At 56.0% G+C, this 25,050-nt stretch carries 21 protein-coding genes; all 21 read left to right on the top strand.

Annotation, left to right across the window (positions count from 1 at the left end):
- The first annotated feature begins 129 nt into the window (after positions 1-129).
- The 21 genes from kdsA to E4633_RS16430 all read left to right on the top strand — a co-directional run bounded on the left by kdsA (position 130) and on the right by E4633_RS16430 (position 25,009).
- Entirely contained in the window at positions 130-951 is an 822-nt protein-coding gene (gene kdsA / locus E4633_RS16530; RefSeq protein ID WP_135871797.1) for a 3-deoxy-8-phosphooctulonate synthase, read from the top strand.
- A 44-nt stretch (positions 952-995) separates the two neighbouring features.
- On the top strand, positions 996-1,961 hold the full coding sequence (locus E4633_RS16525; RefSeq protein ID WP_135871795.1) for a KpsF/GutQ family sugar-phosphate isomerase: 966 nt from the start codon (positions 996-998) through the stop codon (positions 1,959-1,961).
- A gap of 225 nt (positions 1,962-2,186) precedes the next feature.
- Positions 2,187-2,702 carry a KdsC family phosphatase gene (locus E4633_RS16520; RefSeq protein ID WP_135871793.1) on the top strand — a complete coding sequence of 172 codons (516 nt, stop codon included), beginning with the start codon at positions 2,187-2,189 and terminating at the stop codon, positions 2,700-2,702.
- Positions 2,703-3,228: 526 nt separating this feature from the next.
- A complete protein-coding gene (locus E4633_RS16515) occupies positions 3,229-5,997 on the top strand; it encodes an SLBB domain-containing protein (protein WP_135871791.1) in 2,769 nt (922 codons plus the stop codon).
- A 161-nt stretch (positions 5,998-6,158) separates the two neighbouring features.
- The gene (locus E4633_RS16510) at positions 6,159-7,355 is read left to right on the top strand and encodes a GumC family protein (protein ID WP_135871789.1); all 1,197 of its coding nucleotides are present in this window, start codon (positions 6,159-6,161) and stop codon (positions 7,353-7,355) included.
- A gap of 9 nt (positions 7,356-7,364) precedes the next feature.
- On the top strand, positions 7,365-8,363 hold the full coding sequence (locus tag E4633_RS16505) for an NAD-dependent 4,6-dehydratase LegB (protein ID WP_135871787.1): 999 nt from the start codon (positions 7,365-7,367) through the stop codon (positions 8,361-8,363).
- Positions 8,360-9,547, top strand: a complete 1,188-nt coding sequence (locus E4633_RS16500) for a LegC family aminotransferase (RefSeq protein WP_135871785.1) — start codon at positions 8,360-8,362, stop codon at positions 9,545-9,547. The genes E4633_RS16505 and E4633_RS16500 overlap by 4 nt, the downstream gene beginning before the upstream one ends.
- A 52-nt stretch (positions 9,548-9,599) precedes the next feature.
- Positions 9,600-10,688, top strand: a complete 1,089-nt coding sequence (neuC, locus tag E4633_RS16495; RefSeq protein WP_246038193.1) for a UDP-N-acetylglucosamine 2-epimerase — start codon at positions 9,600-9,602, stop codon at positions 10,686-10,688.
- Positions 10,689-10,696: 8 nt separating this feature from the next.
- Positions 10,697-11,770 (top strand): N-acetylneuraminate synthase, encoded by a 1,074-nt coding sequence (neuB, locus tag E4633_RS16490; RefSeq protein ID WP_135871783.1) that lies wholly within the window; start codon positions 10,697-10,699, stop codon positions 11,768-11,770.
- Complete coding sequence (locus E4633_RS16485) at positions 11,767-12,408, top strand: acetyltransferase (RefSeq protein WP_135871781.1); 642 nt, start codon at positions 11,767-11,769, stop codon at positions 12,406-12,408. Before neuB ends, E4633_RS16485 begins: the two co-directional genes overlap by 4 nt.
- Positions 12,401-13,456, top strand: a complete 1,056-nt coding sequence (locus E4633_RS16480; protein ID WP_135871779.1) for a nucleotidyltransferase family protein — start codon at positions 12,401-12,403, stop codon at positions 13,454-13,456. The genes E4633_RS16485 and E4633_RS16480 overlap by 8 nt, the downstream gene beginning before the upstream one ends.
- A gap of 26 nt (positions 13,457-13,482) precedes the next feature.
- Positions 13,483-14,499 (top strand): Gfo/Idh/MocA family protein, encoded by a 1,017-nt coding sequence (locus E4633_RS16475; protein ID WP_135871777.1) that lies wholly within the window; start codon positions 13,483-13,485, stop codon positions 14,497-14,499.
- Positions 14,496-15,263, top strand: a complete 768-nt coding sequence (locus tag E4633_RS16470) for a cytidylyltransferase domain-containing protein (protein ID WP_135871775.1) — start codon at positions 14,496-14,498, stop codon at positions 15,261-15,263. Before E4633_RS16475 ends, E4633_RS16470 begins: the two co-directional genes overlap by 4 nt.
- A complete protein-coding gene (locus tag E4633_RS16465) occupies positions 15,253-16,554 on the top strand; it encodes a glutamate-1-semialdehyde 2,1-aminomutase (RefSeq protein WP_135871773.1) in 1,302 nt (433 codons plus the stop codon). The genes E4633_RS16470 and E4633_RS16465 overlap by 11 nt, the downstream gene beginning before the upstream one ends.
- Before the next feature lies 1 nt (position 16,555).
- Positions 16,556-17,353: an oxidoreductase gene (locus E4633_RS16460; protein ID WP_135871771.1), complete on the top strand. Its 798-nt coding sequence runs from the start codon at positions 16,556-16,558 to the stop codon at positions 17,351-17,353.
- Between the two features lie 13 nt (positions 17,354-17,366).
- Positions 17,367-18,332: a Gfo/Idh/MocA family oxidoreductase gene (locus tag E4633_RS16455; RefSeq protein WP_162605014.1), complete on the top strand. Its 966-nt coding sequence runs from the start codon at positions 17,367-17,369 to the stop codon at positions 18,330-18,332.
- Between the two features lie 9 nt (positions 18,333-18,341).
- Positions 18,342-19,301, top strand: coding sequence for a Gfo/Idh/MocA family protein (locus tag E4633_RS16450; protein ID WP_135871767.1), 960 nt, complete (start codon positions 18,342-18,344; stop codon positions 19,299-19,301).
- 105 nt (positions 19,302-19,406) lie between these two features.
- A complete protein-coding gene (locus E4633_RS16445) occupies positions 19,407-20,753 on the top strand; it encodes a hypothetical protein (protein WP_135871766.1) in 1,347 nt (448 codons plus the stop codon).
- Positions 20,737-22,023 carry a hypothetical protein gene (locus E4633_RS16440; RefSeq protein ID WP_135871764.1) on the top strand — a complete coding sequence of 429 codons (1,287 nt, stop codon included), beginning with the start codon at positions 20,737-20,739 and terminating at the stop codon, positions 22,021-22,023. The genes E4633_RS16445 and E4633_RS16440 overlap by 17 nt, the downstream gene beginning before the upstream one ends.
- Positions 22,024-22,058: 35 nt before the next feature.
- On the top strand, positions 22,059-23,831 hold the full coding sequence (locus E4633_RS16435) for an ABC transporter ATP-binding protein (RefSeq protein WP_135871762.1): 1,773 nt from the start codon (positions 22,059-22,061) through the stop codon (positions 23,829-23,831).
- Positions 23,828-25,009 (top strand): O-antigen ligase family protein, encoded by a 1,182-nt coding sequence (locus E4633_RS16430; RefSeq protein WP_162605013.1) that lies wholly within the window; start codon positions 23,828-23,830, stop codon positions 25,007-25,009. The genes E4633_RS16435 and E4633_RS16430 overlap by 4 nt, the downstream gene beginning before the upstream one ends.
- The last annotated feature ends 41 nt before the right edge of the window (positions 25,010-25,050 follow it).

Raw genomic sequence — 25,050 nt, 5'->3', positions numbered from 1 at the left:
TGCGTCCTTGTTTCAGTTTTATCCCGTTTATCCCCTTCATCCCTGTTAAAATGGTTTTGGCTTTGACTTTCCTTGCGGCTTTGCGTCTTTGCGTGACATCGTTTTTGGGTTTGATATACAGGAGAAGTTATGATTCGTGAGATCGCTGTAGGTGACATCAAGATAGGTGGCAACAGGCCGCTCGTGCTGGTAGCCGGGCCGTGCGTCATCGAGAACGAAGCCGCGACGCTGCGCCACGCCGAACGGCTCATGAGCATCTGCAACGGCGTAGGCATCCCGCTCATCTTCAAGGCTTCCTACGACAAGGCGAACCGCACCTCGGTCACCGCCTTCCGCGGCCCCGGCATGACCGAAGGTCTCAGGATCCTTGCCAAGGTGAAGGAATCGCTCGGCGTGCCGGTGCTCTCCGATATCCATTCCATAGAGCAGGTGGAGCCGGCCGCCGACGTCCTCGACGTGCTGCAGATCCCCGCCTTTCTCTGCCGTCAGACCGACCTTCTGGTCGCCGCGGCGAAGACCGGCAAGGTGATCAACGTCAAGAAAGGGCAGTTCCTCGCCCCGTGGGACATGAAAAACGTCGTCGGCAAGCTTCGCTCCTGCGAGAACGACAACATCATCCTCACCGAACGCGGCGCTTCCTTTGGCTATAACAACCTCGTCGTCGACATGCGCAGCTTCCCGATCATGCGCTCCACCGGTTTCCCGGTCATCTTCGATGCCACCCACAGCGTCCAGTTGCCGGGAGGCGAGGGGACCTCGTCCGGTGGCCAGCGCGAGTACGTGGAGTTTCTCTCCCGCGCCGCGGTAGCCGCCGGTGTGGACGGCGTTTTCATGGAAGTGCATGAGGAGCCCGAGCAGGCCCTTTGCGACGGACCGAACTCCGTGCGTCTCGACGACCTCCCGGTGCTTCTGAAGAAACTGAAGGCCATCGACGCCATCGTGAAACAGTAAAACCGCCTTTAAGTTTTTTGGGTTTTAGCTTTAAGGAGTCCATTTTGATTTTAGAAGAAGCAAAAAGGGTGATCCGCGTCGAGGCAGAGGCGCTTTTGAACCTCGAGTCCTCCATCGACCAGGCCTTTGAGCAGGCCGTGCAGATGATACTCAACACCCAGGGGCGCGTTGTCGTCACAGGTATGGGCAAGTCCGGCCTCATCGGCCAGAAAATCGCCTCCACCATGGCCTCTACCGGAACCCCCGCCTTCTTCCTGCACCCCGCGGAAGGGATCCACGGCGACCTCGGCATGATCATGAAGGGGGACGTGGTAATTGCCATCTCCAACTCCGGTGAGACTGACGAGGTGGTGCGCATCCTCCCGATCATCAAGCGCCTGGGCGCGTCGCTCATCGCCATGGCCGGCAACCCGAACTCCACCCTCGCCAAAAGCGGCGACATCTTCCTCGACATCTCCGTGAAGGAAGAGGCCTGCCCGCTTGGCCTCGCCCCCACCGCCTCCACCACGGTTACCCTTGCCATGGGGGACGCCATTGCCGTAGCGCTGCTCGTAAGCCGCGGTTTTCGGGCCGAGGACTTCGCCATGTTCCATCCCGGCGGAGCGCTCGGGCGCAGGCTGCTTCTGAAAGTGGAGGACATCATGCACTCCGGCGAAGGGCTTCCGCTCGTCGCAGCCGACACGCTTATGCGCGAGGCGCTCTTCACCATCACCTCCAAGGGGCTCGGCATCACCGGCGTCACCTCCGCCGACGGCGCGCTGATCGGAGTCATCACCGACGGGGATCTGCGCCGTGCCCTTAGCAAGGGGCTCGACATCATCAACCTTCCCGCATCCGATTTGATGAAGGCAGGGCCCAAGCGGATACGTCGCGACGAACTGGCCGCCCGTGCGTTGCAGCAGATGGAGCAGTACTCCATCACATCCCTCTTCGTATTTGCCGACGACGAAGACACCAAGCCCGTGGGCATCGTGCACCTGCACGATCTCCTGAAGGCCGGGATAGCATAAAACCTATTCAAACGGGGATGAAGGGGATAAAGGCTTAACCCCCTTTCTCACGCAAAGCCGCAAAGGCGCAAAGACAAGCAGAACAAACACAGATTTTGGTTTAACCCCAAAAAGCTTTTCGATTTTAAGATTTACTTTGCGACTTTACGTCTTTGCGTGACAAGTTTTGGTTTGTGCTTTGATTTGCTTTGCATTTTTGCGTGACGAAGGTTTTGTGAGGTTCTTATGGAAGATAGACTGAAAAAGATCAAGCTGCTTATCCTCGACGTGGACGGCGTCCTTACCGACGGACGCATCATCTTCGATTCCAACGGCGTGGAGAGCAAGTTCTTCAACGTAAAAGACGGCCATGGCATCAAGATGCTGCAGCGCTCCGGCATAGAAGTCGGCATCATCTCCGGCCGCGAGTCCCAGGTGGTGTACAACCGCGCCGTCGAACTCGGCATCGGCCAGGTGTACCAGAAGTCGCTGGACAAACTGGTTCCGTACCGCCAGATGCTGGAGGCAACCGGAGTGTCCGACGAGGAAGTCGCCTTCATGGGGGACGACGTCATCGACATCCCGCTTCTGAAGAGGGTAGGCTTCGCAGCCGCCCCCGCCGACGCGGTGCCCGAGGTCCTGCCCTTCGCCCACTTCGTCGCCAAGAACCGTGGTGGCTGGGGTGCGGTGCGCGAGGTGTGCGATCTCATCCTGAAGGCCCAGGGGACGTGGGACGCCGTCACTTCAAGGTACTATGTCTGATGTGACGCAAATTTAGATCGATAAGTCCAAAAATAACAGGAAAAGGAATGTCAATATTCAGACATTCCTTTTTTTGTTTTTGACATGCTTTTGTATCTGAGCCACTGCCAAGATCCGATATTGACACCGAAAGGTTTTATGGTTCAGTTTTGAGTTATGTTGATACAGTTACTGCGGTTCGTCTATTGTATCAGAATCACATGTGAATAACTCTTATTACAGGTACTGATACGGTTTAATACTCTCACTGTTCCAGAAGATGTCAGTTGTGGCATGGAATCTGCTGGCGTTGTGCCGGAGTTTGGGGGAGTCTGATTCCATACTCAAACGGGTTTTTTGAATTTACATAGCTCCGTAGAAGTGCTATACCGTAACGTCTGATCATTAGTCGATTCTGATCGGCCGTCCCCGTCCCAGGACCGTTAAACGTTAGTACACTCAAGCTGTCGGCGTCGATGTAGGGATACCCACCTTTCTGTCCGTTGTACCTTCCGCGCCAAGCTACTTTTACGAGGTTCTCGAAGGCATGAAAAAAATACTGCTGTTCGCCGCTGCGCTGTTCCTGCTCACTGTCACCACCTCATATTCCGCAAGCCTCTACGACAGCACCTCTCAGGGGACTACGTACTACTCCGGCACCTCGGCAACCGCGACCGCACCGGCCACCTCCAGTTACTTTACGATCCCCGCACCGACGGATCAAAACGCCGCGACCTCCTATTCTCAATATCCGTCCCAGCAACAGACGACCGGGCAGGCGCAGCCATACGCTCAGCCCAATCTTCAGATGCAGACCTACGGCGCCAAGCCGATTTTCGGACAGGTGCAACCTGCCGGTCAGAACACGGGAACGGTAAGGGGGCAGTCGTCGGTCCCGGGGCAGGGAAGCGTGCAAGGAACGGTACCGGGGCAACCGGGCGCTCAGTACGGCCTCCAGGGGCAAAACAGCAACCAACCTCCGGCAGGCTCAAACAAGCAGCCCCAGCAATACGACCAGGAACAGGGAAGACAGCCTCTTCCGCAGCTCGTCCAGCAGCCGGTGGTCCCCGCAGAACCTTCCGCGCTGGAAAAGGCGATGGGGGAGGCCCCCGTCACCGCGGAGAACTCTCTTTCACAGCCTTACGGTGGCACCACCCTTAACCAGTTCGGCTATAACTTCTTCCGTCCCGAGACGAACGACCCCCTTTCCGCACAAATGGATATTCCCGTCGGCCCCGACTACGTAGTAGGCCCCGGCGACCGGCTCCTCGTCACCCTTTGGGGGAGTATCGATGGAACCTGGGAGCTCGAGGTGAACCGCAGCGGCGAGATCGTGCTTCCCAAGGTAGGGGCGGTAAAGGTGGCGGGGCAGACCTTCGGCCAGGTGCCCGGGGTGCTGAAAAACACGCTCGCGCGCATCTTCAAGGACTTCCATGTCAACGTCAACATGGGGCGGTTGAGGGTCATTAAGGTCTACATCGTAGGCGAAGTAGCCGCACCGGGCGAGTACAACGTGAGCTCGCTCTCCACAATCATCAACGCGTTGGCGGCGGCCGGTGGCCCGACCAAAAACGGCAGCCTCAGGAACATCAAGATCAACAGAAACGGCAATGTCGTCGAAACCGTCGACCTCTATGACTTCTTTCTCAAGGGAGACCAGGGCAAAGCCATTCGACTGCAGCCGGGTGACACCGTGTTGGTCCCGGTGATCGGCAAGGTGGCGGGAGTCGCCGGCAACGTCCGCCGCCCTGGTATTTACGAGCTCAAGGGCGAAAGCAGCCTGAAGGACCTGCTTGGACTTTGCGGCGGGATCAACTCCACGGGTTACCTGCAGCGGCTCCAGATGTACCGGGTTCAGGCGCATGACAAGAAGATGGTGACCGAGATAAGCCTCGAGCCCGGCAAGAGTGTCGAGGAGGCGACTGCCAGCATAAAGCTGCAGGATCTGGACTTGGTCAAGGTCCTGTCGATCGATACCGTTCTCCGCGGGTACGCGCGGCTCGAAGGGCACGTGCTGCGCCCCGGCGATTACGCTCTCAAGCCCGGCATGCGTGTCAGCTCCCTTCTAAAGGGAGACAATCTGTTACCCGAATATCACGCCGCCGCCGGACAGATCACCCGGCTGTTCCCCCCCGACCTGCACCCTGAGATCGTCTTCTTCAACGTGACCCGCGCACTCAACGGTGAGCCCGATTACGACCTTGAACTGAAGGAATTTGACCGCGTGAAGATCTTCTCGCGTACCGAAATGGAGGAAGTCCCCTTCGTCCAGGTAAGCGGTGAGGTGCTTAGGCCGGGACAGTACCGCTATCTAGAGAACATGACCGTGCGCGACCTGCTCATGCAGGCCGGCAACGTGAAACTGAGCGCTTATCTCAAAAACGCTGAGATAGTGAGGGTTAAGCGTGCCGAATCGCGCGTAGTCTCCATTGTCTTGCCAGTAGATCTCGAAGCAGCCCTCAAGGGGGGGGACGCAAACATCAAACTGCAGCCCTTGGACGAGCTTACCGTTAGGCGCATCCCCAATTGGGCAGATGCCACCGACCGTTACGTCACTCTAAGCGGCGAATTCGTCTTCCCCGGAACCTACCCGATCTACAAAGGAGAACGTCTCTCCTCCGTTATCGCCAGGGCAGGCGGCTTCTCAAACCTCGCCTATATGAAGGGGGCCAAGTTCACCAGGGAGAACGTCAGGAAACTGCAGCAGCAACGCATGGATGAAGCACTGCAAAAGGCACAGGAAGATATCATCCACCTGCAGACCAACATGGCGCAAACCGCAGCGTCGGCAGAGGAGGTTTCCGCCGCCAAGACGACCCTGGATGGCCTTACGCGCAGCGTGGAGATCCTGAAGACCAAGAAGGCCGAGGGGCGCGTGCTGATGGAGGTCGCCTCGCTGGACGAACTGAAGGGAGGCCCCTACGACCTGGAACTGCAGGGCGGCGACCAACTCACCGTTCCCAGCGATCCAGGCGGCGTCAACGTGATCGGTAACGTCTACAACCAGAGCACCGTTGTGAGCCAGCAGGGGCGTGACGTCGATTGGTACCTGCAACAGGTCGGCGGCCCAACCGGTGATGCCGATACAAGTGAAATCTATGTAGTCAAGGTGAGTGGCACCGTCGTGAGCCAGGCCAACTCCGGGAAGTTCCTTTTCTACAACTCCTTCTGGGGTAAGTCACTCGACTCCGGTGACACCATCATCGTGCCGCGCCAGTACGAGAAGACCGCGTGGCTGAGAACGGTTAAAGAAATCACCCAGATCCTGGGCAATATCGCCATGACCGCCGGCGTCGCCATCGCAGCAGGAAAGTAAAGGAATCGTAAAGGCAAGGAGTCTGTTATTTGCTTCCTGTCAATCATCGTCGGGGAGCTAATGTTACAGCGTGAAGATTATCCCGGTTGCCCATATGCCTGTAATAGCCAGCAAGACACAACGGTATAGAGCTTTAAGCAATTTATTGCAGAGGTTTTACAATGTCTGACACACCAAAGAGTGCCACTTTTTTGCCTGACGATCATGGATCAGCGAGGCCTAGCCTGACTGACTATATCCTTGTCATTGCAAAGTACAAGACTATGGTCTTGTCTATGACTATGGCTGCTGTCGTAATTGCATCCGTTTACGCCTTTATGCTTCCGGACGTATACTCCGCAAAGACTATGGTCTTTCCGGGCGAAGAAGACAAGGGGATGGTTGGAGCCATGGTGGCGCAGCTCGGCGGGGTGGCTGGTGCGGTTGGCGGGCTTGGGGGCAACAGCAAAGCGGAACTCTACGTAACGATGTTGAAAAGTGAAACGGTCAAGGATTCCATTATCGACCGTTTTAAGCTGATGCAGCTCTACAAGGCTGACTATCGGGCCGATGCTTATAACGCCCTTGACGCCAAAACGACCATCAGCTTGGGTAAAAAGGATGGCGTCATCACCATAACCATGGATGAAGCAGACCCCAAGCTTGCCGCAGCCATCGCCAACGAGTATGTCGAGCAACTCGGGAAACTCGCTTCACAACTCAATATGAGCAAGGCGTCGGACAACACGGTTTTTCTGGAAAAGCGCGTTGCCGAGGCCAGAACCAACCTGCGCCATGCCGAGGATGCACTGAAGGAATTTCAGACAAAGAACAAAGCGATATCGGTCACGGATCAGGCAAAGGCAACCGTAGAAGGCGTCGCCCAACTGCGGGCACAACTTGCCCTGATAGAGGTCGAACTGGGCGCGCTGAGAGCCCGTTTCACGGAATCGAGCCAGGAAGTGAAACTGGCTAAGGAAAACGCGGCGAGTTTGCAGCACCAGATTGCCAAGCTGGAAGGAAACGGGACGGGGAGCAGTACCATCCCTTCCGTGGGTGCCATGCCGCAGATCGGTAACGAGTATTTGCGCTTGATGCGCGAGTTCAAGATTCAAGAAGCGTTGGTTGAGATGTTGACCAAGCAATTGGAATTAAGCAAGTACAGCCAAGCCAAAGACGTGTCGCCTTTTCAGGTTCTGCAACGGGCCAAGGTCCCGGAATTCAGGAGCAAACCGATGAGGCGCAAGATAGTCAAGATCGCGGCTGTGTTCTCGTTCATATTCTCCGTATCTTTTGCGCTGTTCCTGGAGGGTGTGAGCAATATGCCCGAAGCCGACAAGCAACGCTGGATTTACGTTTTCAAAAAATTTAAATGGTGAGACATCGATATGAAAAAGATACTAGTGACTGGAGCAGACGGGTTCATCGGATCACATTTAACGGAGCAACTGGTACGACGCGGATACGATGTGCGCGCCTTCGTCCTTTACAACTCTTTCAATTCCTGGGGATGGCTCGACCACTCTCCGCAGGAGATCAAGAAATCTCTTGACGTGTTTGCCGGAGATATCCGCGATCCGTACGGTGTGAGAATGGCGATGAAAGGGTGTGATACGGTCCTGCATCTCGCAGCCCTGATAGCCATACCGTACTCCTATCACTCGCCGGATACCTATGTCGACACCAATGTAAAGGGAACTCTCAACGTCGTGCAAGCTGCCCGTGACCTCGGTGTCTCCAAGGTCGTCCACACCTCCACCAGCGAAGTCTACGGAACCGCACGCTTCGTCCCCATTACCGAGGAACATCCCCTTCAGGGACAGTCGCCTTACTCGGCGTCCAAAATCGGCGCGGACCAGATCGCCATGTCCTTCAACCGCTCCTTCGAAACACCTGTCGCCATCATCCGGCCCTTCAACACCTACGGCCCTAGGCAATCGGCGCGGGCGGTGATTCCGACGGTCATCACGCAGATAGCCAGCGGGGCGAGAACTCTGAAGCTCGGATCACAGCATCCTACCAGGGATTTCAACTACGTCCTTGACACAGTCGATGGCTTCATCGCCGTTGCCGAATCGGAGAGAGCTGTGGGCGAAGTCATCAACGTCGGCAGCAACTACGAGATATCCGTCGGCGATACGGTAAGCATGATTGCTGATGTCATGAACGTTGATGTCGAGATAGAGACCGACGACGTACGGTTGCGACCCGACAAGAGCGAAGTGGAACGCTTGTGGGCTGACAACCAAAAGGCACTGGCACTGACCGGGTGGCAACCGAAGTACGCTGGCAAGGACGGCCTGAGGCGGGGGCTGCACGAGACCATCGAATGGTTCGTGAACCCGCAAAACCTGGCCTGCTACAAGGCCGACCGGTACAACATATGACGACTACCTTCGATAAGAACCTCATCCTCGACGCCTTGCGATCCGTACTTCCTGCAACAGGGGGAGTTGTCGCGCTGCATGAGCCGAATTTCAGTGGCAACGAGTGGGCCTATGTCAAGGAATGCATCGACACTGGCTGGGTTTCCTCCGTAGGCAAGTTCGTCGATCGTTTTGAGCGGGAACTCGCCGCTTATACCGGGGTCAAGCGTGCCGTTGCCGTAGTCAACGGTACGGCGGCCTTGCACATCAGCCTGCTCTGCGCCGGCGTCCAGCCGGGCGATGAAGTGCTCATCCCTGCTCTGACCTTCATCGCTACTGCCAACGCCGTCTGCTATTGCGGGGCTGTCCCGCACTTCATCGACACCAATGAGGAGACCCTGGGCGCGGATCCGCAGAAGCTGGCGGCGTATCTGGAGCGGATCGCCGCAATAGATGCGGCCGGGTGCCGCAACCGCATAACCGGCCGGAGGATCAAGGTGGTGGTCCCTATGCACACCTTCGGGCATCCCGTCGACCTCGACCCGCTTGCCGAGGTGTGCCGGCGCTTCTCACTGGTCATGATCGAGGACGCCGCGGAGTCCCTGGGATCTCTGTACAAGGGAAGGCATACCGGTCAGTGGGGGCTGCTCTCCGCTGTGAGCTTCAACGGGAACAAGACCATCACTACCGGTGGAGGGGGAGCGATACTCACCGACGATGAGGAACTGGCAACCCGAGCCAAGCACATCACAACCACCGCTAAGGTCCCCCACCCCTGGGAATTCAATCACAACCTGGTCGGCTACAACTACCGGATGCCGAACCTGAACGCGGCACTTGGTTGTGCCCAACTCGAGCAACTTCCGGGATTTCTCCTCGCCAAACGAAAGCTGGCGCAGAGGTATCAGGAAGTTTTTGCGGCAGTCCCAGGCATCCGCGTCGTTGCCGAGCCTCCGGGGTGTCAGAGCAATTACTGGCTTAACGCCCTGCTGCTGGATGCCGAGTTCTCGGACCAACGTGACGCGGTGCTGCAAGTGTCAAACGACGCCGGCATCATGACGCGTCCAGCATGGACCCTTATGCACAGGCTACCCATGTTCAAGGAATGTCCGAGAATGGACCTGAGCGTGGCGGAAAGTCTGGAGCGCAGGCTGATAAACATTCCAAGCAGCGTCGTGCTTGGTGCGGGACCTGACCATGCGTAGGATATGTGTCGTCACTGGTACGAGAGCCGAGTACGGACTTTTGTACTGGCTGATGAAAGAGATAGATTCCGACCCGGAGCTGCAAATCCAGGTCGTTGTTACCGGTATGCATCTCTCTCCTGAGTTCGGTCTGACTTACCGACAGATCGAGGAGGACGGCTTTGTCATCGACGCCAAGGTCGAGATGTTGCTGTCAAGCGATACTGCGGTCGCCGTATCGAAATCGATAGGGCTCGGTGTGATCGGGTTCGCCGATGCCCTGGAGCGCCTCAAGCCCGACATCGTCGTTCTCCTCGGAGACCGCTACGAGATCCTCGCTGCGGCCCAGGCCGCGCTGGTGGCAAGGATACCTGTGGCCCACATCCACGGTGGGGAGACTACCGAGGGGGCCATTGACGAGAGCATCCGGCATGCGGTGACCAAAATGTCCCGGCTGCATTTCGTGGCGGCCGAACCCTATCGTGCCAGGGTGATCCAGATGGGTGAAGCTCCTGAGAGCGTGGTCAACGTCGGCGCTCTCGGGCTGGAAAACCTCATGCGCCTTAAGTTGCTGGGGCGGGAAGAGCTTGAGCAGAGCATCGACTTCAGACTCGGCCAACGCTGTCTCCTCGTCACCTATCATCCCGCGACGCTCGGCTCTGTTGAGCCTAAAGGCGCCATGCAGGCTTTGCTGGATGCGCTGGATTGTTTTCCGGAGTGCAATCTGATTTTCACCAAGCCCAACTCGGATACCAACGGAAGGATCATTTCGTACATGATCGACGAGTACGCCAGGCACCGGCCCGGTCGTGTCTCAGTCTTCACCTCTATGGGGCAGGTACGGTACCTCAGCGCCATGCTCTGCGTGGACGCTGTTATCGGCAATTCTTCCAGCGGGATTATCGAGGCTCCCGCCTGCAAAACGGCGACGGTGAATATCGGAGAACGCCAGTCAGGACGCCTCAAGGCTAAATCGATAGTTGATTGCGGGGAGACAACAGAGTCGATCAAGGCTGCGATAGAGCAAGTGCTCCTTCCTTCGTTCCAGGACGAGGTCGCCGGCGTGGAGTCCGTTTACGGTTCAGGCCAATCCGCTGCTGCAATTAAAGATCACCTGAAGCAAGCTGACATCTGCTGCACGAAACCTTTTTACGATCTTTAAAGGGCGCCATGAAAGCACGTACCTACATAATCGCCGAAGCCGGTGTCAATCACAATGGTTCAGTCGAAATGGCGAAACGTCTTATAGAGACTGCGGCAGATGCGGGTGCCGACGCCGTAAAGTTCCAGACGTTCAGAGCGGACAAACTGGTAAGCCGCACCGCGCCCAAGGCCGAGTACCAGGTCAGGCAGACAGGTGCCGAAGAATCGCAGCATGAGATGATCCGCAAACTTGAACTCGACGAGGAGACGCACTTAACGCTTGTCGAGCACTGTCGCCTCTGCGGCATCCAGTTTCTGTCCACGCCTTTTGATCTTGAGAGCGTGGGCCAACTAACCCGGCTCGACCTGCCGTGCATCAAGATCTCGTCGGGTGATATCACCAATGCCCGGCTGCTGCTGAAGGTAGCGCAGACAGGAAAGCCGGCCATCCTCTCCTCCGGGATGAGTACGCTAGGTGAGATCGAGGACGCTCTCGGCGTTCTGGCGTTCGGCTATCTCAACAGCGGCGAGCCATGCGGTGCCGCCTTCTCGACGGCCTACCGCTCCCCGGAAGGACATGCCGTTTTGCAGCAGAAGGTGACCTTGCTGCACTGCACCACCGAATATCCCGCCCCCTTCGAGGAAATAAACCTCAGGGTCCTGGACACGCTCTCCAGGGCCTTTGACGTGCCGGTAGGATATTCCGACCATACCGAGGGGGTTGCCGTACCGATCGCAGCCGTGGCACGAGGAGCGGTGATGATCGAAAAACATTTCACGCTGGACCGCTCACTCCCTGGTCCGGACCACAAGGCCTCGCTGGTCCCTGATGAACTGAGAGAGATGGTGCAGTCGATACGACAGGTTGAACTGGCATTGGGAAGAGGGGTGAAAATGCCCTCAGTGAGGGAGGTGTCTAACATGACAGTCGCTAGAAAAAGCCTCGTGGCGGCCTGCGACATTGCTGCAGGCGATCTTTTCACCGCAGAAAACCTGACATCCAAACGTCCGGGAGGCGGCATATCCCCGATGCGCTTTTGGGATCTCCTCGGGCGTCCCGCCGGCCGCAGCTATGCTGCTGATGAGGCGATTGAACCTTGACCCGGGCGATCATGATACTAGGGGGGGGAGGGCACGCCAGGGTCCTGATCGAGGCGCTTTTACGTTCCGGCGCCAGTATCGCAGCTATTGTGGAATCGGACCCGGCAACAGTCGGAGGTTTGGTCCGTTCCATACCGGTCATAGCAGAAGACGATTTCCTCGGCCGTTTTTCTCCGGACCAGGTCTTGTTGGTCAACGGAATCGGATCTATCAAAAAGACCGAAACACGGCAGAGAGTTTTCGATAGGTTCAAGGGGCTGGGGCATGACTTTCACAGTGTCATCGACCCTTCCGCCGTAGTCGCCTCCGACGCCGTGCTGGGGGAGGGTGCCCAGCTTATCGCAGGTTCCATCATTCAGCCCGGCAGCCGCCTCGGCAGCAATGTCATCGTCAATACAGGTGGGCGCGTCGATCACGACTGCGTCATCGGGGATCATGTCCATATCGCTCCCGGCGTGACGCTTTCCGGGGGGGTCCGGATAGGCGCTGGGAGCCACATCGGCACCGGTTCCACCATCATCCAGGGGATAACAATCGGAGCACACACTATAATCGGGGCCGGGGCCGTTGTCGTCAGGGATGTCAAGGACGGCGAAACAGTAGTCGGGATCCCAGCAAAGGTAATCGCACATGGATAACTGGAAAAAGGTGGTCGTGTCGCTTGACACTACCATAAAGAGCACCATCGAGATCATCGATGCGACTGCCATGCAGATTGCTCTTGTGGTGGATGAAGGAATGAGGCTGGTTGGCACCATCACGGATGGCGACGTAAGACGTGCCATACTCCACAACATCTCCCTGGACGGCCCCGCCAGTACCATCATGAATCCGCACCCGATCGTCGCTACGACGACCCAGAGCAGGGAGACCACCCTGACGGTGATGAGGAACAAGGTCATCCGGCAGATACCCGTGGTCCAGGAAGACGGTGTGCTTGTCGGGTTGGAGATATTCGACGAGTTGGTGAAGCCGGTTGCCAGGAAAAATGTCGTCCTGCTGATGGCCGGCGGTCTCGGGAGTCGTCTGCGTCCGCTCACGAACGAGTGCCCCAAGCCTTTGCTCAAGATAGGGGACAAGCCCATTCTGGAGACGATCCTCGAGAACTTCATAGAGCACGGCTTCAGGAAGTTCTACCTGTCGGTCAATTACATGGCGGAGATGATAGAAGAGTACTTTGGAGACGGCAGCAACTGGGGCGTTGAAATCTCCTATTTGCGCGAGAACGAACGCATGGGGACAGCGGGGGCGCTGAGCCTGTTGCCTCCCGGCATCGAAGATCCGGTCATCGTCATGAACGGCGACCTCCTGACCAGAGTCAACTTCACTCACCTGCTCAATTTTCACCTCGAAAACCCGGGCAAGGCGACCATCTGCGTCAGGGATTACGAATTCCGAGTTCCCTACGGCGTGGTAAAGGTAGACGGCCACCGTCTCACCGGTATCGCGGAAAAACCGGTACATCAGTTCTTCGTCTGCGCAGGCATCTATGTCCTTGATTCCGACGTGATAGGAATGGTACCGAAGAGCACGTTCTACGATATGCCGCATCTGCTGGAAAAATTGCTTGCGGAAAAACATGATACCTCCGTTTTTCCGGTCAGGGAATATTGGATGGACATCGGTCGGCTGGCGGATTTTGAGAGGGCAAACTCCGACTACGTCGAGGTGTTCCGGAAAATATAAAAAAATTCCACCCTTTGGAGGAAAAGATGAAGTTTCTGGTTATCGGGCTCGGGTCCATGGGGAAACGCCGGATCAGGTGCCTTAAGGCCCTTGGCGTACAGGACGTTGCTGGGTACGACCCGCGTGCGGACAGGCGTGCTGAAGTAAAGGAAAGATACGGTATTACGGTCTACGACGACTTCGACCACGCCGTGAAGACGTTTTCCCCGGCGGCCTTCGTCGTTTCGGTTCCTCCCGACAGGCATCATCATTACCTCGACATAGCTGCGGAGAACCGCATCCATTTCTTTGTCGAGGCGAGCGTCGTCGATACCGGATTCGACCAGTTGAAGCGCAAACTCGCTGCCGTCCCGATAGTGGCCGCTCCCTCGGCGACCCTCCTGTTCCATCCGGCCATCGCGCAGATCAAAGAGATCGTGGCATCGGGCCGTCTGGGAAAGATTTCCAACATTCTGCACCACTCGGGCCAGTACCTGCCCGATTGGCACACCTACGAGCGGGTGTCGGAGTACTACGTCTCCAATCCTGCCACAGGGGGGGGGCGTGAAATTGTGCCCTTCGAATTGAGCTGGCTGACCAAGGTGTTCGGTTTCCCTGACCGGGTGTGCGGCAACTTCCGAAAGACCATCGAGATAGAGGGCGCTGACCAGATAGACGATACCTACAACATGTTACTCGATTACACGGGGTTCCTGGCGTCGGTGACGGTTGATGTTGTCTCAAGGCACGCTTCCCGGCGCCTACTGGTCAACGGTGAGTTCGGCCAGCTGATCTGGGATTGGGACGACAACTGCATCCGGATTTTCAATCCCGCCGGCTCGGAATGGGAAACCATCCCATACGACATGGGAGAAGCGGCACCCGGGTACAACCAGAACATCGGCGAAAGCATGTACATCGAAGAAATACGCAGCTTCATTGCCGCCATAGAAGGAAAGGCGGCGTTTCCAAACGACATGGAAAACGATCACCGGGTGCTGAAGCTGCTTTACGCTGTCGAAGAAGCTGATCGGACCTCCAGCTACGTGAGGGTGGAAAATTGAGAACCGGCATACTGATTACGGCGAGGCTCGGATCCACAAGATTGAAGCGGAAGCATCTCAAGGAGGTCATGGGGATCCCGCTGCTTGGCTACCTGCTGGATCGCATCGGCAGGGAGTTCCAAAAGGAGATCTCCGAAGGCCAGGTCCAGGTCGTCATCGCCACTTCCGACGAGCCCGAAAACCGCGATTTCGAATCTTTGCTTCCTGCCGGAGCGGCCATTTTTTACGGCTCTTTGTCCAACATTCCCTTGCGTCATCTGCAGGCTGCCCAGGCCCTGGGGCTTGAGCGCATCGTTTCTGTCGATGGAGACGACATGCTGTGCTCGGTTTCGGGGATGCGGCAGGTCTATTCGGCACTTGCACAAGGAAGTCCCTACGCGAAGACAGCAGGGCTCCCCTTCGGCATGAATTCCTTTGGGTACTCCACCGGATTCCTCGAAGAAGCGCTGGGGGGGCATCAGAAGGAGACGCTGGAAACGGGGTGGGGACGCATTTTCAAAGACAGCGCCGTGAAGGAAATCGCCATGTTTCCCCTCAGTGACAACCCGCGCTTGCGCTTCACCTTGGACTATCAGGATGATTTTGACTTCTTCGACGCGGTGATACGAGCGCTCGGGGATTCCGTTTGCCGTGCAGACGATCAAAAGATAGTGGATACGGTCAACTCGGCAGGGCTTTATAACATCAATGCCGCCATTGCAGAGGAATACTGGAGCAATTTCAACAAAATTGTGGAGAAGGAGGTGTGTGTACATGAGCCGTAATACGACATACCAGGAGAAAGCACACAATTACATTCCGGCTGGAGCTCATACCTACAGTCGTGCTGACGACAGCTACCCTCTCAACGCGCCGCCCGTTCTGGAACGGGGACAGGGCGTTTACGTCTGGGATTTGGAAGGGAACAAGTTTCTGGACTTTGGCATGGCCCTGCGTGCCGTCACGGTCGGGTACGACTATGACAGAATATCCAACGCTGCCATTGCGCAGATTAGAAACGGCAACAACCTGACCCGTGCCTCGCGTATCGAAGTGGAGGCGGCGGAGGCGATGTGCAATCTGTTCCCGTGGGTGGAGATGGTTAAGTTCGCCAAGAACGGTTCCACGGTCACCACAGCGGCGCTGAAACTGGCGCGCGCCTACACGGGTAAAAAGTACATCATCCGTTGTGCCCAGCATCCTTTTTTCTCCTATGATGACTGGTTCATCGGAGACACGGTCATGGACGCCGGTGTTCTGGCAGAGATGAAAGGTTACACGCTCAGTTTCAACTACAACGACATAACGTCGCTCGAACAAGCGTTCGCTTCGCATCCCGGCGATGTTGCCGCTGTCATTCTCGAGCCGGCCACGACGGATGAACCCGTGGACGACTTCTTGAACAAGGTAAAGACGCTCTGCCACAAAAATGGAGCCGTGTTTATTCTGGACGAGATGATCACCGGGTTTCGCTGGCATCTGCAGGGTGCCTGCAGGTACTACGATGTGGAGCCTGATTTGGTCACCTTCGGAAAGGGCATGGCTAACGGCTTTTCCGTCGCAGCCCTTGGTGGCAAGAGAGAGATCATGGAGCTTGGCGGACTCAAACACCAGGGTGAGCGAGTCTTCCTCATCTCAACCACTCACGGGGCAGAGATGTGTGGCCTCGGCGCCTTGGTGGAGACGATAAAGGTCTACAAAGAACTGGATGTGGTAGGGCAGCTTTGGAAAACCGGTTCGGCGTTGATGGAGGGGATGAATGCGATAGCCGGTGAACTGGGGATAGCCGACTACTTCAAGTTCGTCGGCGTCCCGTGTTCTCCTAACTTCATCACCAAGGACCGTAGCGGGGAGGTCTCGCTGGCGTTCCGAACTCTCTTCGTGCAGGAGATGATCAACTGCGGCGTTCTCATGCCTTGGGTCGCGATCTGCTACTCGCACCAGCAGGCCGAACTTGATATAGCGCTTGAGGCCGGCCGCCAGAGCCTCAAGGTCTACCGCAAGGCACTGGAACAGGGTGTCGACGGGTATCTTGAAGGGCGGCCCATCAAACCCGTCTTCAGAAGGTTCAACTGACATGGCACAGACAAATCAGGTCGAGTCGCTGCTCAAAGGGCAGGTCGTAGTGATAACGGGAGGCTGCGGCTTGCTGGGCAGTGAGTTCGTGACGGCGGTTCTCCGCCATGGCGGACGCGTCGCCATAGGAGATATCGACACCTCCAAAGGCGAGGCGCTCTGCAGCTCTCTTGCCGCTTCGTACGGAGCGGACCGAGTCCTTTTCCAGAAGGTGGACATCCGTTGCGCTCAATCGCTGCAGGACGCAGTGAAAGGGATATCCGACCGTTTCGGGCGTATAGACGCGCTGGTAAATAACGCCTACCCGCGCAACAAGCACTACGGTAGAAAGCTCGAAGAAATAACGTATCAGGACTTTTGCGAGAACACCTCCATAAACCTCGGCGGACTGTTTCTCACCTCGCAACAGTTTGCCATGTACTTTAAGGAACAGGGGGGCGGCAACATCATCAACCTAGCCTCCATCTACGGCGTTGTCGCTCCCCGCTTCGAGGTATACCACGACACCTCGATGACGATGCCAGTGGAATACGCGGCGATCAAATCGGCTGTGATCCATTTGACCAAGTACTTCGCAAAATACTTCAAGGGCTGCGGCGTCAGGGTCAATTGCATCAGCCCGGGCGGCATCATTGACGCCCAGCCGGAGGCTTTTCTCCAACGCTACAAGGAGTACGCCCTCAACAAGGGGATGCTGGATGTCTGCGATCTCTCCGGAGCGCTGCTTTTCCTGCTGTCCGACTTGTCAACTTTTGTGAACGGCCAGAATATCATCGTAGATGACGGCTGGACTCTATAGGAGCTTCACAGATATGAACCATATAGCGGTAATCGGTGCGGGACAGCTTGGCAGCCGCCATCTGCAGGGATTGGCAAGTCTTGCCGTGCCCACGACTTTATACATGGTGGACCCAGTTCAGGACTCCCTGGACCGGGCGAGGCAGCGTTTTCAAGAAATGCCTGCTAACGGCCACGTGACAGCGTTGCAAGCTGTACGAAACATCGAAGAGCTCCCCGACAGGGTAGATCTCGCCATTGTGGCCACCACCGCCGAGGTGAGGCTCATGCTGATGGAGCGCCTGTTTTCCCAGCGCACGGTCCGCAATGTTGTCCTGGAGAAGGTCTTGTTCCAGCGCGAGGAAGAGTACGGCCGGGCCGGTCAGCTCTTGACGGACAACGGAGTCAAGGCATGGGTCAACTGCCCGCGCAGGATTTTTCCAATCTACAGTCGGGTGCTGGACTTTTTTCAACAGGACCCCGTGCGGAGCATGCAGGTTCATGGCGGGGACTGGGGGCTTGGATGCAACTGCGTTCATTTCGCCGATCTCTTCTGCTTCCTGGCAGGCACGGTAGTCGAAGAATACGACACCGGACTGGTCGATAAAGGTTTCTACGCGGGCAAGCGTGAAGGTTTCGTGGAGTTTGGCGGCACCCTGATCGGGAAAGCTGGCAAGACGAGCCTTTGGATGACCGCCGTCAATGGGTCTACTGCACGTCACCTGATCACGATACGGGGGGAAGCCCTCACCTGTGTCATCGATGAAGTGGGGGGGCAAGCCTGGTTCATTGATGCCGACGGCCGGTGGCATAGCGAGGCCTTCAACCTCCCGTACCAGAGCCAGATGACTGGGACCGTAGCAACGGCAATACTGGCAGGGGACGATTGCGGCTTGCCCACCTACCTGTCCTCGGCCAAGGTGCACCTGCCGTTGATCCGGTCGCTCCACACCCACCTTTTGCAATCCGGTGTTGACACCTCTTGTTGCCCCATAACTTAGGAGCTCAGTATGAATGTATGGCTGATAGGCGCCGGAACCATGGCGCGGGATTACGCAAAAGTATTGTTGGCTTTAGGCGCTGACACAGCAGTCATAGGACGTGGGGAGGCATCGGCCTTACGGTTCAGGGAGGAAACCGGGCTCCCTGTCTTCACGGGAGGACTCTCCGATTTTCTGGAGCAAAACCCGCCCCTCCCGGATGCTGCTATCGTTAGTGTCGGCGTAGAGGGGCTTGCCGGCACCACTATGCAGTTGCTCCGGTACGGTGTGCGTACCATCCTCGTTGAGAAACCTGCGGCTCTTGTTACCTCGGAAATGAGGGAACTGCACGCCGAAACGGTCCGGACCGGGGCCAACGTCTTTGTTGCATATAATCGTCGGTTCTACGCCTCGACTCTGCGCGCGCTGGAAATGATCGAAGAGGACGGCGGCTTGCAGTCGTGCAACTTCGAGTTCACCGAGTGGGGCCATGAGATCGAAGGGCTCGTCAAGGCCGCCGGCGTCAAAGACAACTGGTTCATAAGCAATTCCACCCATGTTGTTGATCTGGCATACCATCTCGGTGGCAACCCGGTTAGCTTTAATGCCTACACATCGGGGGCGCTTACCTGGCATCCTGCCGCCTCCATCTTTGCGGGTGCGGGGGTCACCGACCGCGGCGTCGTCTTTTCGTACCAGGCGAACTGGGGCGCTCCCGGGCGCTGGGGAGTTGAGGCACTTACAGCGAAGCGCCGGTTGATCTTCCGCCCGATGGAGTCACTGCAGGTCATGCACAAGGGGACGGTTCGCATCGAGCCGGTAGAGATCGATGATTCTCTTGATAAAGCCTTCAAGCCTGGGCTTTATCAGCAGGTGAACAGGTTCTTGGCCGGTAGCTGGGAGGGGTTCTGTACCACAGCCGAACAGCTTGAGCGCTGGCCACTGTACTGCCGTATGGCCGGGTATGACCTTCCCGCCGCTCTTCCGTGAGTTGAGTCTGGCGGTTGCAAGTCACTAGCTGCCGCCAGACGTGGAGTTGGCGCTGCGGCAACTTCAAGTTACCTTTTGAAGTGACCCCATTCAAGCGAGATACTTTTGAAAGATCAGAATGAACAAGGCGGTGTAGTCGTCAGGAAAAGAGCGCTTGTCATACCAGCATACTATTACTCATCCAATCCACTTTTCCTTTCCATCAAAGATCGTTTGCCGGAATGGGACTTTGTCTACTTCTTCTCCAAGGATACCCCCGGCTACGGTCTCAACGCGGAGAACATCAGTTACGACAAGGTGGGGCGGAAGTTCGATGAATACCACGAACTCGAATATGACCCCTGGTGGCTGAAAAAACGTGAGCCTGACTTCACCTTATCGCTGTTAGGAAAGCTTAGCGTGGGGGTCAGATATCTAACGGCGGTCCGCAGCTATGTTCGCTGCTTCAATAGGCAGGTCGCCGCGATGAAGCCTGATCTTGCTATTTTGCCGAGCGACATGACTTTCTCCGCCCGTCTGCTGCGGAAGTCTTTCCCCGATCTTCCGATCGTGGTGGTGCAGCCCAACTTTCTGGATTTTCGCGATAAAGGCCTGCGGTACCGGTTTGCCAAAAGGATGTTCAACATCTTGACGGGGGTGCCTTTCTTCGAGCGGCAGCCTTATTTCGGTCTGGAGATCGAGGATGATCACCTTTTGGTATGGGGGGAAAAGAGTGTCCGGTTTTACCAGTCGAAAAGGGGACAGGTGCACAGGATAACCAATCCCGAGCACTGCCTGCTGCTTGAGCGCGTCGAGCAGGCGAGGCGGAGCGACCCCTTTCGCAGGATCAGGGAATTCGGAGACCTCGATCCGCAGCGGAAAACCGTGGTCATCTTCATCGGCTCCTTTGTCTCCCTCTACGGCGAAGAGTTCCAACGACAGCTGAACCGTGAATATCTGCAGGTGCTGGACCGCCTCGCCGGCAGCTTCAACGTGGTCCTGAAAGTCCATCCGACCGCGGACCGGAAACCGTGGGAAGAGCTTTTTGAAAAACACCTGCAACAAAAGCAGGTGCTGCTGCTTCAAAGCAATGACAACTTCTATGAACTGTTGTCTATTGCAGACGTTAACATATCCACTTTCTCTTACGCCGGATTACAGGCTGCCTTGGCCGGCTCAATCAGCATCAACCTGTTCCCGAGCTGCCGCCGAAGGGACAGCAACAGTGAGTGGGTAGCCGAGTGTTCCGCCCTCAATGCCAGTAGTGCTGAAGAACTCTGCGCCTACTTGGCGCTGCTGGAATATGGACAGGGAATCGAGATGGAGAACCACAAAAAACGCATCGAGGTCTTTACCCGGTCGTACCTCAACCCGGAGAGTTTCCAAGCCGGATACTGGGAAAAACTTTTCGCTTCTTTTCTGAGCGACGCCGGGCCCCAGGCAAAGGGGGGATGTGATGCGCCAGACGCGTAAGAAAAGGGTGTTGCTGATACCTGCGTATTATTACTCTTCGAACCCGTTGTTCCTGGCAATCAAGGAGCGTCTGCCTGAGTGGGAATTCGTTTATTTCTTTTCAAAGGACACTGCCGCCAAGGAAATCAACATGGAGAATATCACCAGCGAGAAGGTGGGGATACACTTCGACCGCTACCTCGAACTGGAGTACACACCTTCGTGGATCCGGAACCGTCACCGCAAGCAGGTGATGCCGTTATGGAAGAAGATGGTGACCTTGCGAGGCGTAAGGTACTGGTTCAACCTTAGGCGCTACACCAGTTGTTTCAAACGCCAGGTCCGATCGCTCGATGTCGATCTCGTCGTGCTCCCCAGCGACATGACGTTTTCCGCCCGGTTGATGCGAACGTATTTCCCCGGGATACCACGGGTGGTCATCCAGCCGAACTTCTTGGACTTTAGGGACAAGGGAAGGCCGAATCGCGTCCTGAGAGCTCTTCTAAACGGTGTGATAGGGGTTCCGTTCTTCCCGTCGCAGCCGTATTTCGGGCTGGAAGATCTTCAAAGCCACCTGCTGATCTGGGGGGATAAAACGGAGAAATTCTACGGCGGCAAGCGTTCGAAAGTGCAGCGCATCACTAACCCCGAACACTGCTCGTTGCTGGAGCAGGTGGCAAAAGCCAGAACGGAGAGGCCTTTCGAGGCCTTCTCTGAATTCGCGGATCTTGATCCTGAAAAAAAGACCATCATTCTCTTTGTTGATTCCTTCGCACAGGTGTATGGAGAGGTGTTCCAGACGCGGATTGAACACGATTACGTCCAGATAGTGAATGCCTGCCTTTCACAGTACAACATCGTGGTAAAAATCCATCCAAGCTCTGACCTGAGTTACTACCAGCGTGTTTTCGAGCCTTTCCTTGAGGCCCGTAACTTCCTCTTGCTCAAGGACAACAGGTGTTTTCACGGTCTGCTGGCCATTTGCGACATAAACGTCTCCACTTTTTCTTATGCCGGTTTTCAAGCGGCCTTGGTTGGCTCGATGAGCATCAACCTCTTTCCCGATGTTTTACCCAAAGACACCAATCACGATTGGCTTTCCGATTGCTGCCAATGCGAGGCAACGGGGCACGGCGATGTCATTTCCTTTGTGCGGTCCCTGGAAGAGTCGGAAGTAAAGCAGAGGTGCATGAAGAAGTCATCTGAATTCGTGGAGAAATACGTTACCAGCGCCAGTTTCAATCCGCAGTACTGGGAAACACTATTCAGTTCCTTCTTGCACCCGGTGTGAGGGCAACTAGCCCCTGCCTAAAAGGAAGCACGGCAATGTTTGGGTTTTTTAGAAAAATATCTGCGTATGTACCGATCAAAACGGTTTTGATCGTACAGCTTGTCATAATCATACCGTCTTTCTTTGAGTTGGTCGGGATAGGTTCGGTAATACCGTTCATGAGCCTGCTCTTTGATCCCGTGGCTGGCGCCAAACTCAGTTTTCTCAAGTCTTTTGCCGCCTTTTTCGGTATTGCCAATCAGCGCACCCTGCTGTGGACTCTGGGCTCGATCGTTTTCTTTGTCATGGCTGTGGGGAACCTGACTTCTTTCCTGTCGATGAGGATTTTGGCGTTCACGGGCCAAAAGATCGGCTACAGCATTGCCAACAAGCTGTACAGAAGTTACATGAGTCGGGAATATCTCTTCTTCACCAAGGTGAACACTGCGGATCTGGCCACCGATATTCTCATAGAGAGTGACCGCATCAACTTCGGCATATTGCAGCCCCTGCTGATGGTCAACTCGAGGATCGTGCTGGTCCTGGTCATCTCCGGATTCCTCATCTACGTAAACCCGACGGTCTCGTTACTTGCCGCTGCAAGCGTAGGGCTCACCTACGGCTTGATCTTTATCCTGATCAAGAAACTCCTCAAAAAGAACAGCAGTGAGATCTCGGCCGCGCAGCGTACCCGGGTGCTCAATCTCAACGAAGGCTTCTGCGGCTTCAAGGACGTCAAGCTTGCCGGCAGGGAATCGTATTATGTCTCTCGCTTCACTGAAGCGTGCGATCACCTTGCCCATCTTCAAGCCTCCAACATAGTCCTTTCGCAGTTTCCCAGATACTTTATAGAGGTTTTCGTCTACGGCTTCATCGTCTTTGTCGCCATTTACTGGTCCGGCACCATGCCCGCCAAGGTTTTTCTCCCGGTGCTGACCTCTTTCGGCGTCGCCGCGATGAAACTGATCCCTGCCTGCCAGATAATTTTCGGCGGCATCGCTACCATGCGTGCCAGCACCACCGCTTTGCGGGCACTGGACCATGCCTCGGCATCTGCCAGCGATGAGAACTTCGCCGAAGTCGAACCATTGCACCTGAAAAGTGATGTGAGACTCGAGGTTAAGGGATTCGCATACCCAGGCTTTACGCATGAGGTGCTGCACGATGTCGTGCTCTGCTTCCCAAGAAACAGTACCATCGGGATCGTAGGCCGTTCCGGATCGGGCAAGTCAACACTGCTCGATATGCTGATAGGGATGATCTCGTCACAGCATACCCGGCTGGTCGTGGACGGTCAGGAAGTGGGGGGGAGGAGGACGCGCCAATGGCAAAAGGTGATTGGCTATGTGCCGCAGGAGGTGTTTATGTCCGACAAGTCCTTCGCGGAAAACATCGCTTTCGGTATCCGTGCTGAGGAAATCGACCTTGTCCGCGTTCGTGAAGCGGCCCAAATGGCGAAAATAGACACGTTCATCGAGAGCCTGCCTGAGGGGTACCTAGCTCCAGTCGGCGAGCGCGGGCAGCAGATCAGTGGCGGTCAGCGTCAACGTGTCGGCATCGCCCGAGCGCTTTACCGTGACCCGGACCTACTGGTGTTCGATGAAGCGACCAGTGCGCTCGATCCGGTCACCGAACAGGAAATCATATCTGAGATCGCAGCCTTGGCCGGGAAAAAAACGATCGTGATTGTGACGCACCGGTTCTCGGCGGTTAGAAACTGTGACAAGATCGTTCTTCTTCAGCACGGGCGTATCGCCGCCCAAGGGAGATACGAGGAGATCTTGGCGGTCAACAGTTTGTTTCGTGAAATGGCATGCGAGGCGTCATGAACGTCGAACAAACCAACATAACACTCAAGGATTCGCTCTACCTTTGCGTGATTGCTGCTTCGGCAATACTGGCTTCCAGGCATTTCATCCTGGAGGAGCTCGTAGCCAGGCCTTTCATAATCTATCTTTTGCTGGTTATCGCATATTACCGAAGTTATCCCGAGGCTAGATCGGTAATGGCTTCTCCGCCGGTCGTGGCTTTCGGCGTCTTTACCGCGTACTTTCTAGCGAGGGTGCCGTGGATTGATCTCGACACTAAAGGGGAGAAAGACGTCTTCTACACGGTGATCTGCGGCGTCCTGCTGGTTGGAATGGCTGTCTCTTTTGGAAAAAGGAAGTTGCCGCCACACTTCCTGCTATTCCTCGCCGCAACCGGTCTGCTTTATGTCATGTATTATCTCCTTCTGGGGGTGGAAACATCGAACCCGCTCATCTACGGCTACACCCTGTTTTCATTTTTGCCCCTGTTGATACTTGAGATAGAGGGGGAGCCGAGACATGGCCTGAAGAAGGTTACCATCGTCATAATACTTTCCACTGCGGTCGTTCTTTTATTGCTTTTTTCCACTCGCGTCCCGGCCGTTTCCTTGCTCATCTTCGGCGCAGTTATGCATTTCTGGGACACCATCACCAAATCACCAGGACGGATGAAGCTTCTGTTCGCACTTCTCTTTGTCTGTCTGCTTGGCGGCATTTTGCTGTATGTGCAACTATGGTATACCGGTGTACTTGCCGACTTTGATACTGTGAGCGACCGGTATTTTCAGAAGGGGATTTCCGGTCGCGGGTCCATCTGGCCGGAGTTGCTGCTGCGCATTCTGGACGATCCCTTCTTTGGGCACGGCTCTACCCGCAACACTGAATACTACGACAATTTCACCGGGGTTAGAAACCTTTCGTCCCACAATACCTACCTGGAAATTTCCTTCAGAATGGGACTGGTTGGATTGTTCCTGCTGATTTTGGTTTACTACAAGCTGATCATGCACTTTTGCAGGCACAGGGAGGTTCCGGCAGCCAAGGTCGGCGGGGCTTACGTCTTGGCTGCAATGGTGTTCCAGGGGTCGGGTGAATACATGTTTTTCAACTCTATATTGGCCAATGTGCTGGTCTGGTCCTTTCTGGGAGTATGCATCGGCAGAACGCTGCTGCCTGAGCCACCGGGCCAACCGCGATGACATCATGGCAGGAACTGCTCTTTTGCCTCTCCGGCGGTGCA

The organism is Geomonas terrae, from assembly GCF_004791675.1.
In the GTDB taxonomy this organism is placed as follows: Bacteria; Desulfobacterota; Desulfuromonadia; order Geobacterales; family Geobacteraceae; genus Geomonas; species Geomonas edaphica.
This window is presented reverse-complemented; position numbering and strand designations above follow the sequence as displayed.

What these genes read in the sequence shown, in the direction of transcription:
- kdsA (WP_135871797.1), top strand. Translation starts at nt 130, where the DNA reads ATGATTCGTGAGATCGCTGTAGGTGACATCAAGATAGGTGGCAACAGG.
- E4633_RS16520 (WP_135871793.1), top strand. Translation starts at nt 2,187, where the DNA reads ATGGAAGATAGACTGAAAAAGATCAAGCTGCTTATCCTCGACGTGGAC.
- E4633_RS16515 (WP_135871791.1), top strand. Translation starts at nt 3,229, where the DNA reads ATGAAAAAAATACTGCTGTTCGCCGCTGCGCTGTTCCTGCTCACTGTC.
- E4633_RS16510 (WP_135871789.1), top strand. Translation starts at nt 6,159, where the DNA reads ATGTCTGACACACCAAAGAGTGCCACTTTTTTGCCTGACGATCATGGA.
- E4633_RS16505 (WP_135871787.1), top strand. Translation starts at nt 7,365, where the DNA reads ATGAAAAAGATACTAGTGACTGGAGCAGACGGGTTCATCGGATCACAT.
- E4633_RS16500 (WP_135871785.1), top strand. Translation starts at nt 8,360, where the DNA reads ATGACGACTACCTTCGATAAGAACCTCATCCTCGACGCCTTGCGATCC.
- neuC (WP_246038193.1), top strand. Translation starts at nt 9,600, where the DNA reads ATGAAAGAGATAGATTCCGACCCGGAGCTGCAAATCCAGGTCGTTGTT.
- neuB (WP_135871783.1), top strand. Translation starts at nt 10,697, where the DNA reads ATGAAAGCACGTACCTACATAATCGCCGAAGCCGGTGTCAATCACAAT.
- E4633_RS16480 (WP_135871779.1), top strand. Translation starts at nt 12,401, where the DNA reads ATGGATAACTGGAAAAAGGTGGTCGTGTCGCTTGACACTACCATAAAG.
- E4633_RS16475 (WP_135871777.1), top strand. Translation starts at nt 13,483, where the DNA reads ATGAAGTTTCTGGTTATCGGGCTCGGGTCCATGGGGAAACGCCGGATC.
- E4633_RS16465 (WP_135871773.1), top strand. Translation starts at nt 15,253, where the DNA reads ATGAGCCGTAATACGACATACCAGGAGAAAGCACACAATTACATTCCG.
- E4633_RS16460 (WP_135871771.1), top strand. Translation starts at nt 16,556, where the DNA reads ATGGCACAGACAAATCAGGTCGAGTCGCTGCTCAAAGGGCAGGTCGTA.
- E4633_RS16455 (WP_162605014.1), top strand. Translation starts at nt 17,367, where the DNA reads ATGAACCATATAGCGGTAATCGGTGCGGGACAGCTTGGCAGCCGCCAT.
- E4633_RS16450 (WP_135871767.1), top strand. Translation starts at nt 18,342, where the DNA reads ATGAATGTATGGCTGATAGGCGCCGGAACCATGGCGCGGGATTACGCA.
- E4633_RS16440 (WP_135871764.1), top strand. Translation starts at nt 20,737, where the DNA reads ATGCGCCAGACGCGTAAGAAAAGGGTGTTGCTGATACCTGCGTATTAT.
- E4633_RS16435 (WP_135871762.1), top strand. Translation starts at nt 22,059, where the DNA reads ATGTTTGGGTTTTTTAGAAAAATATCTGCGTATGTACCGATCAAAACG.
- E4633_RS16430 (WP_162605013.1), top strand. Translation starts at nt 23,828, where the DNA reads ATGAACGTCGAACAAACCAACATAACACTCAAGGATTCGCTCTACCTT.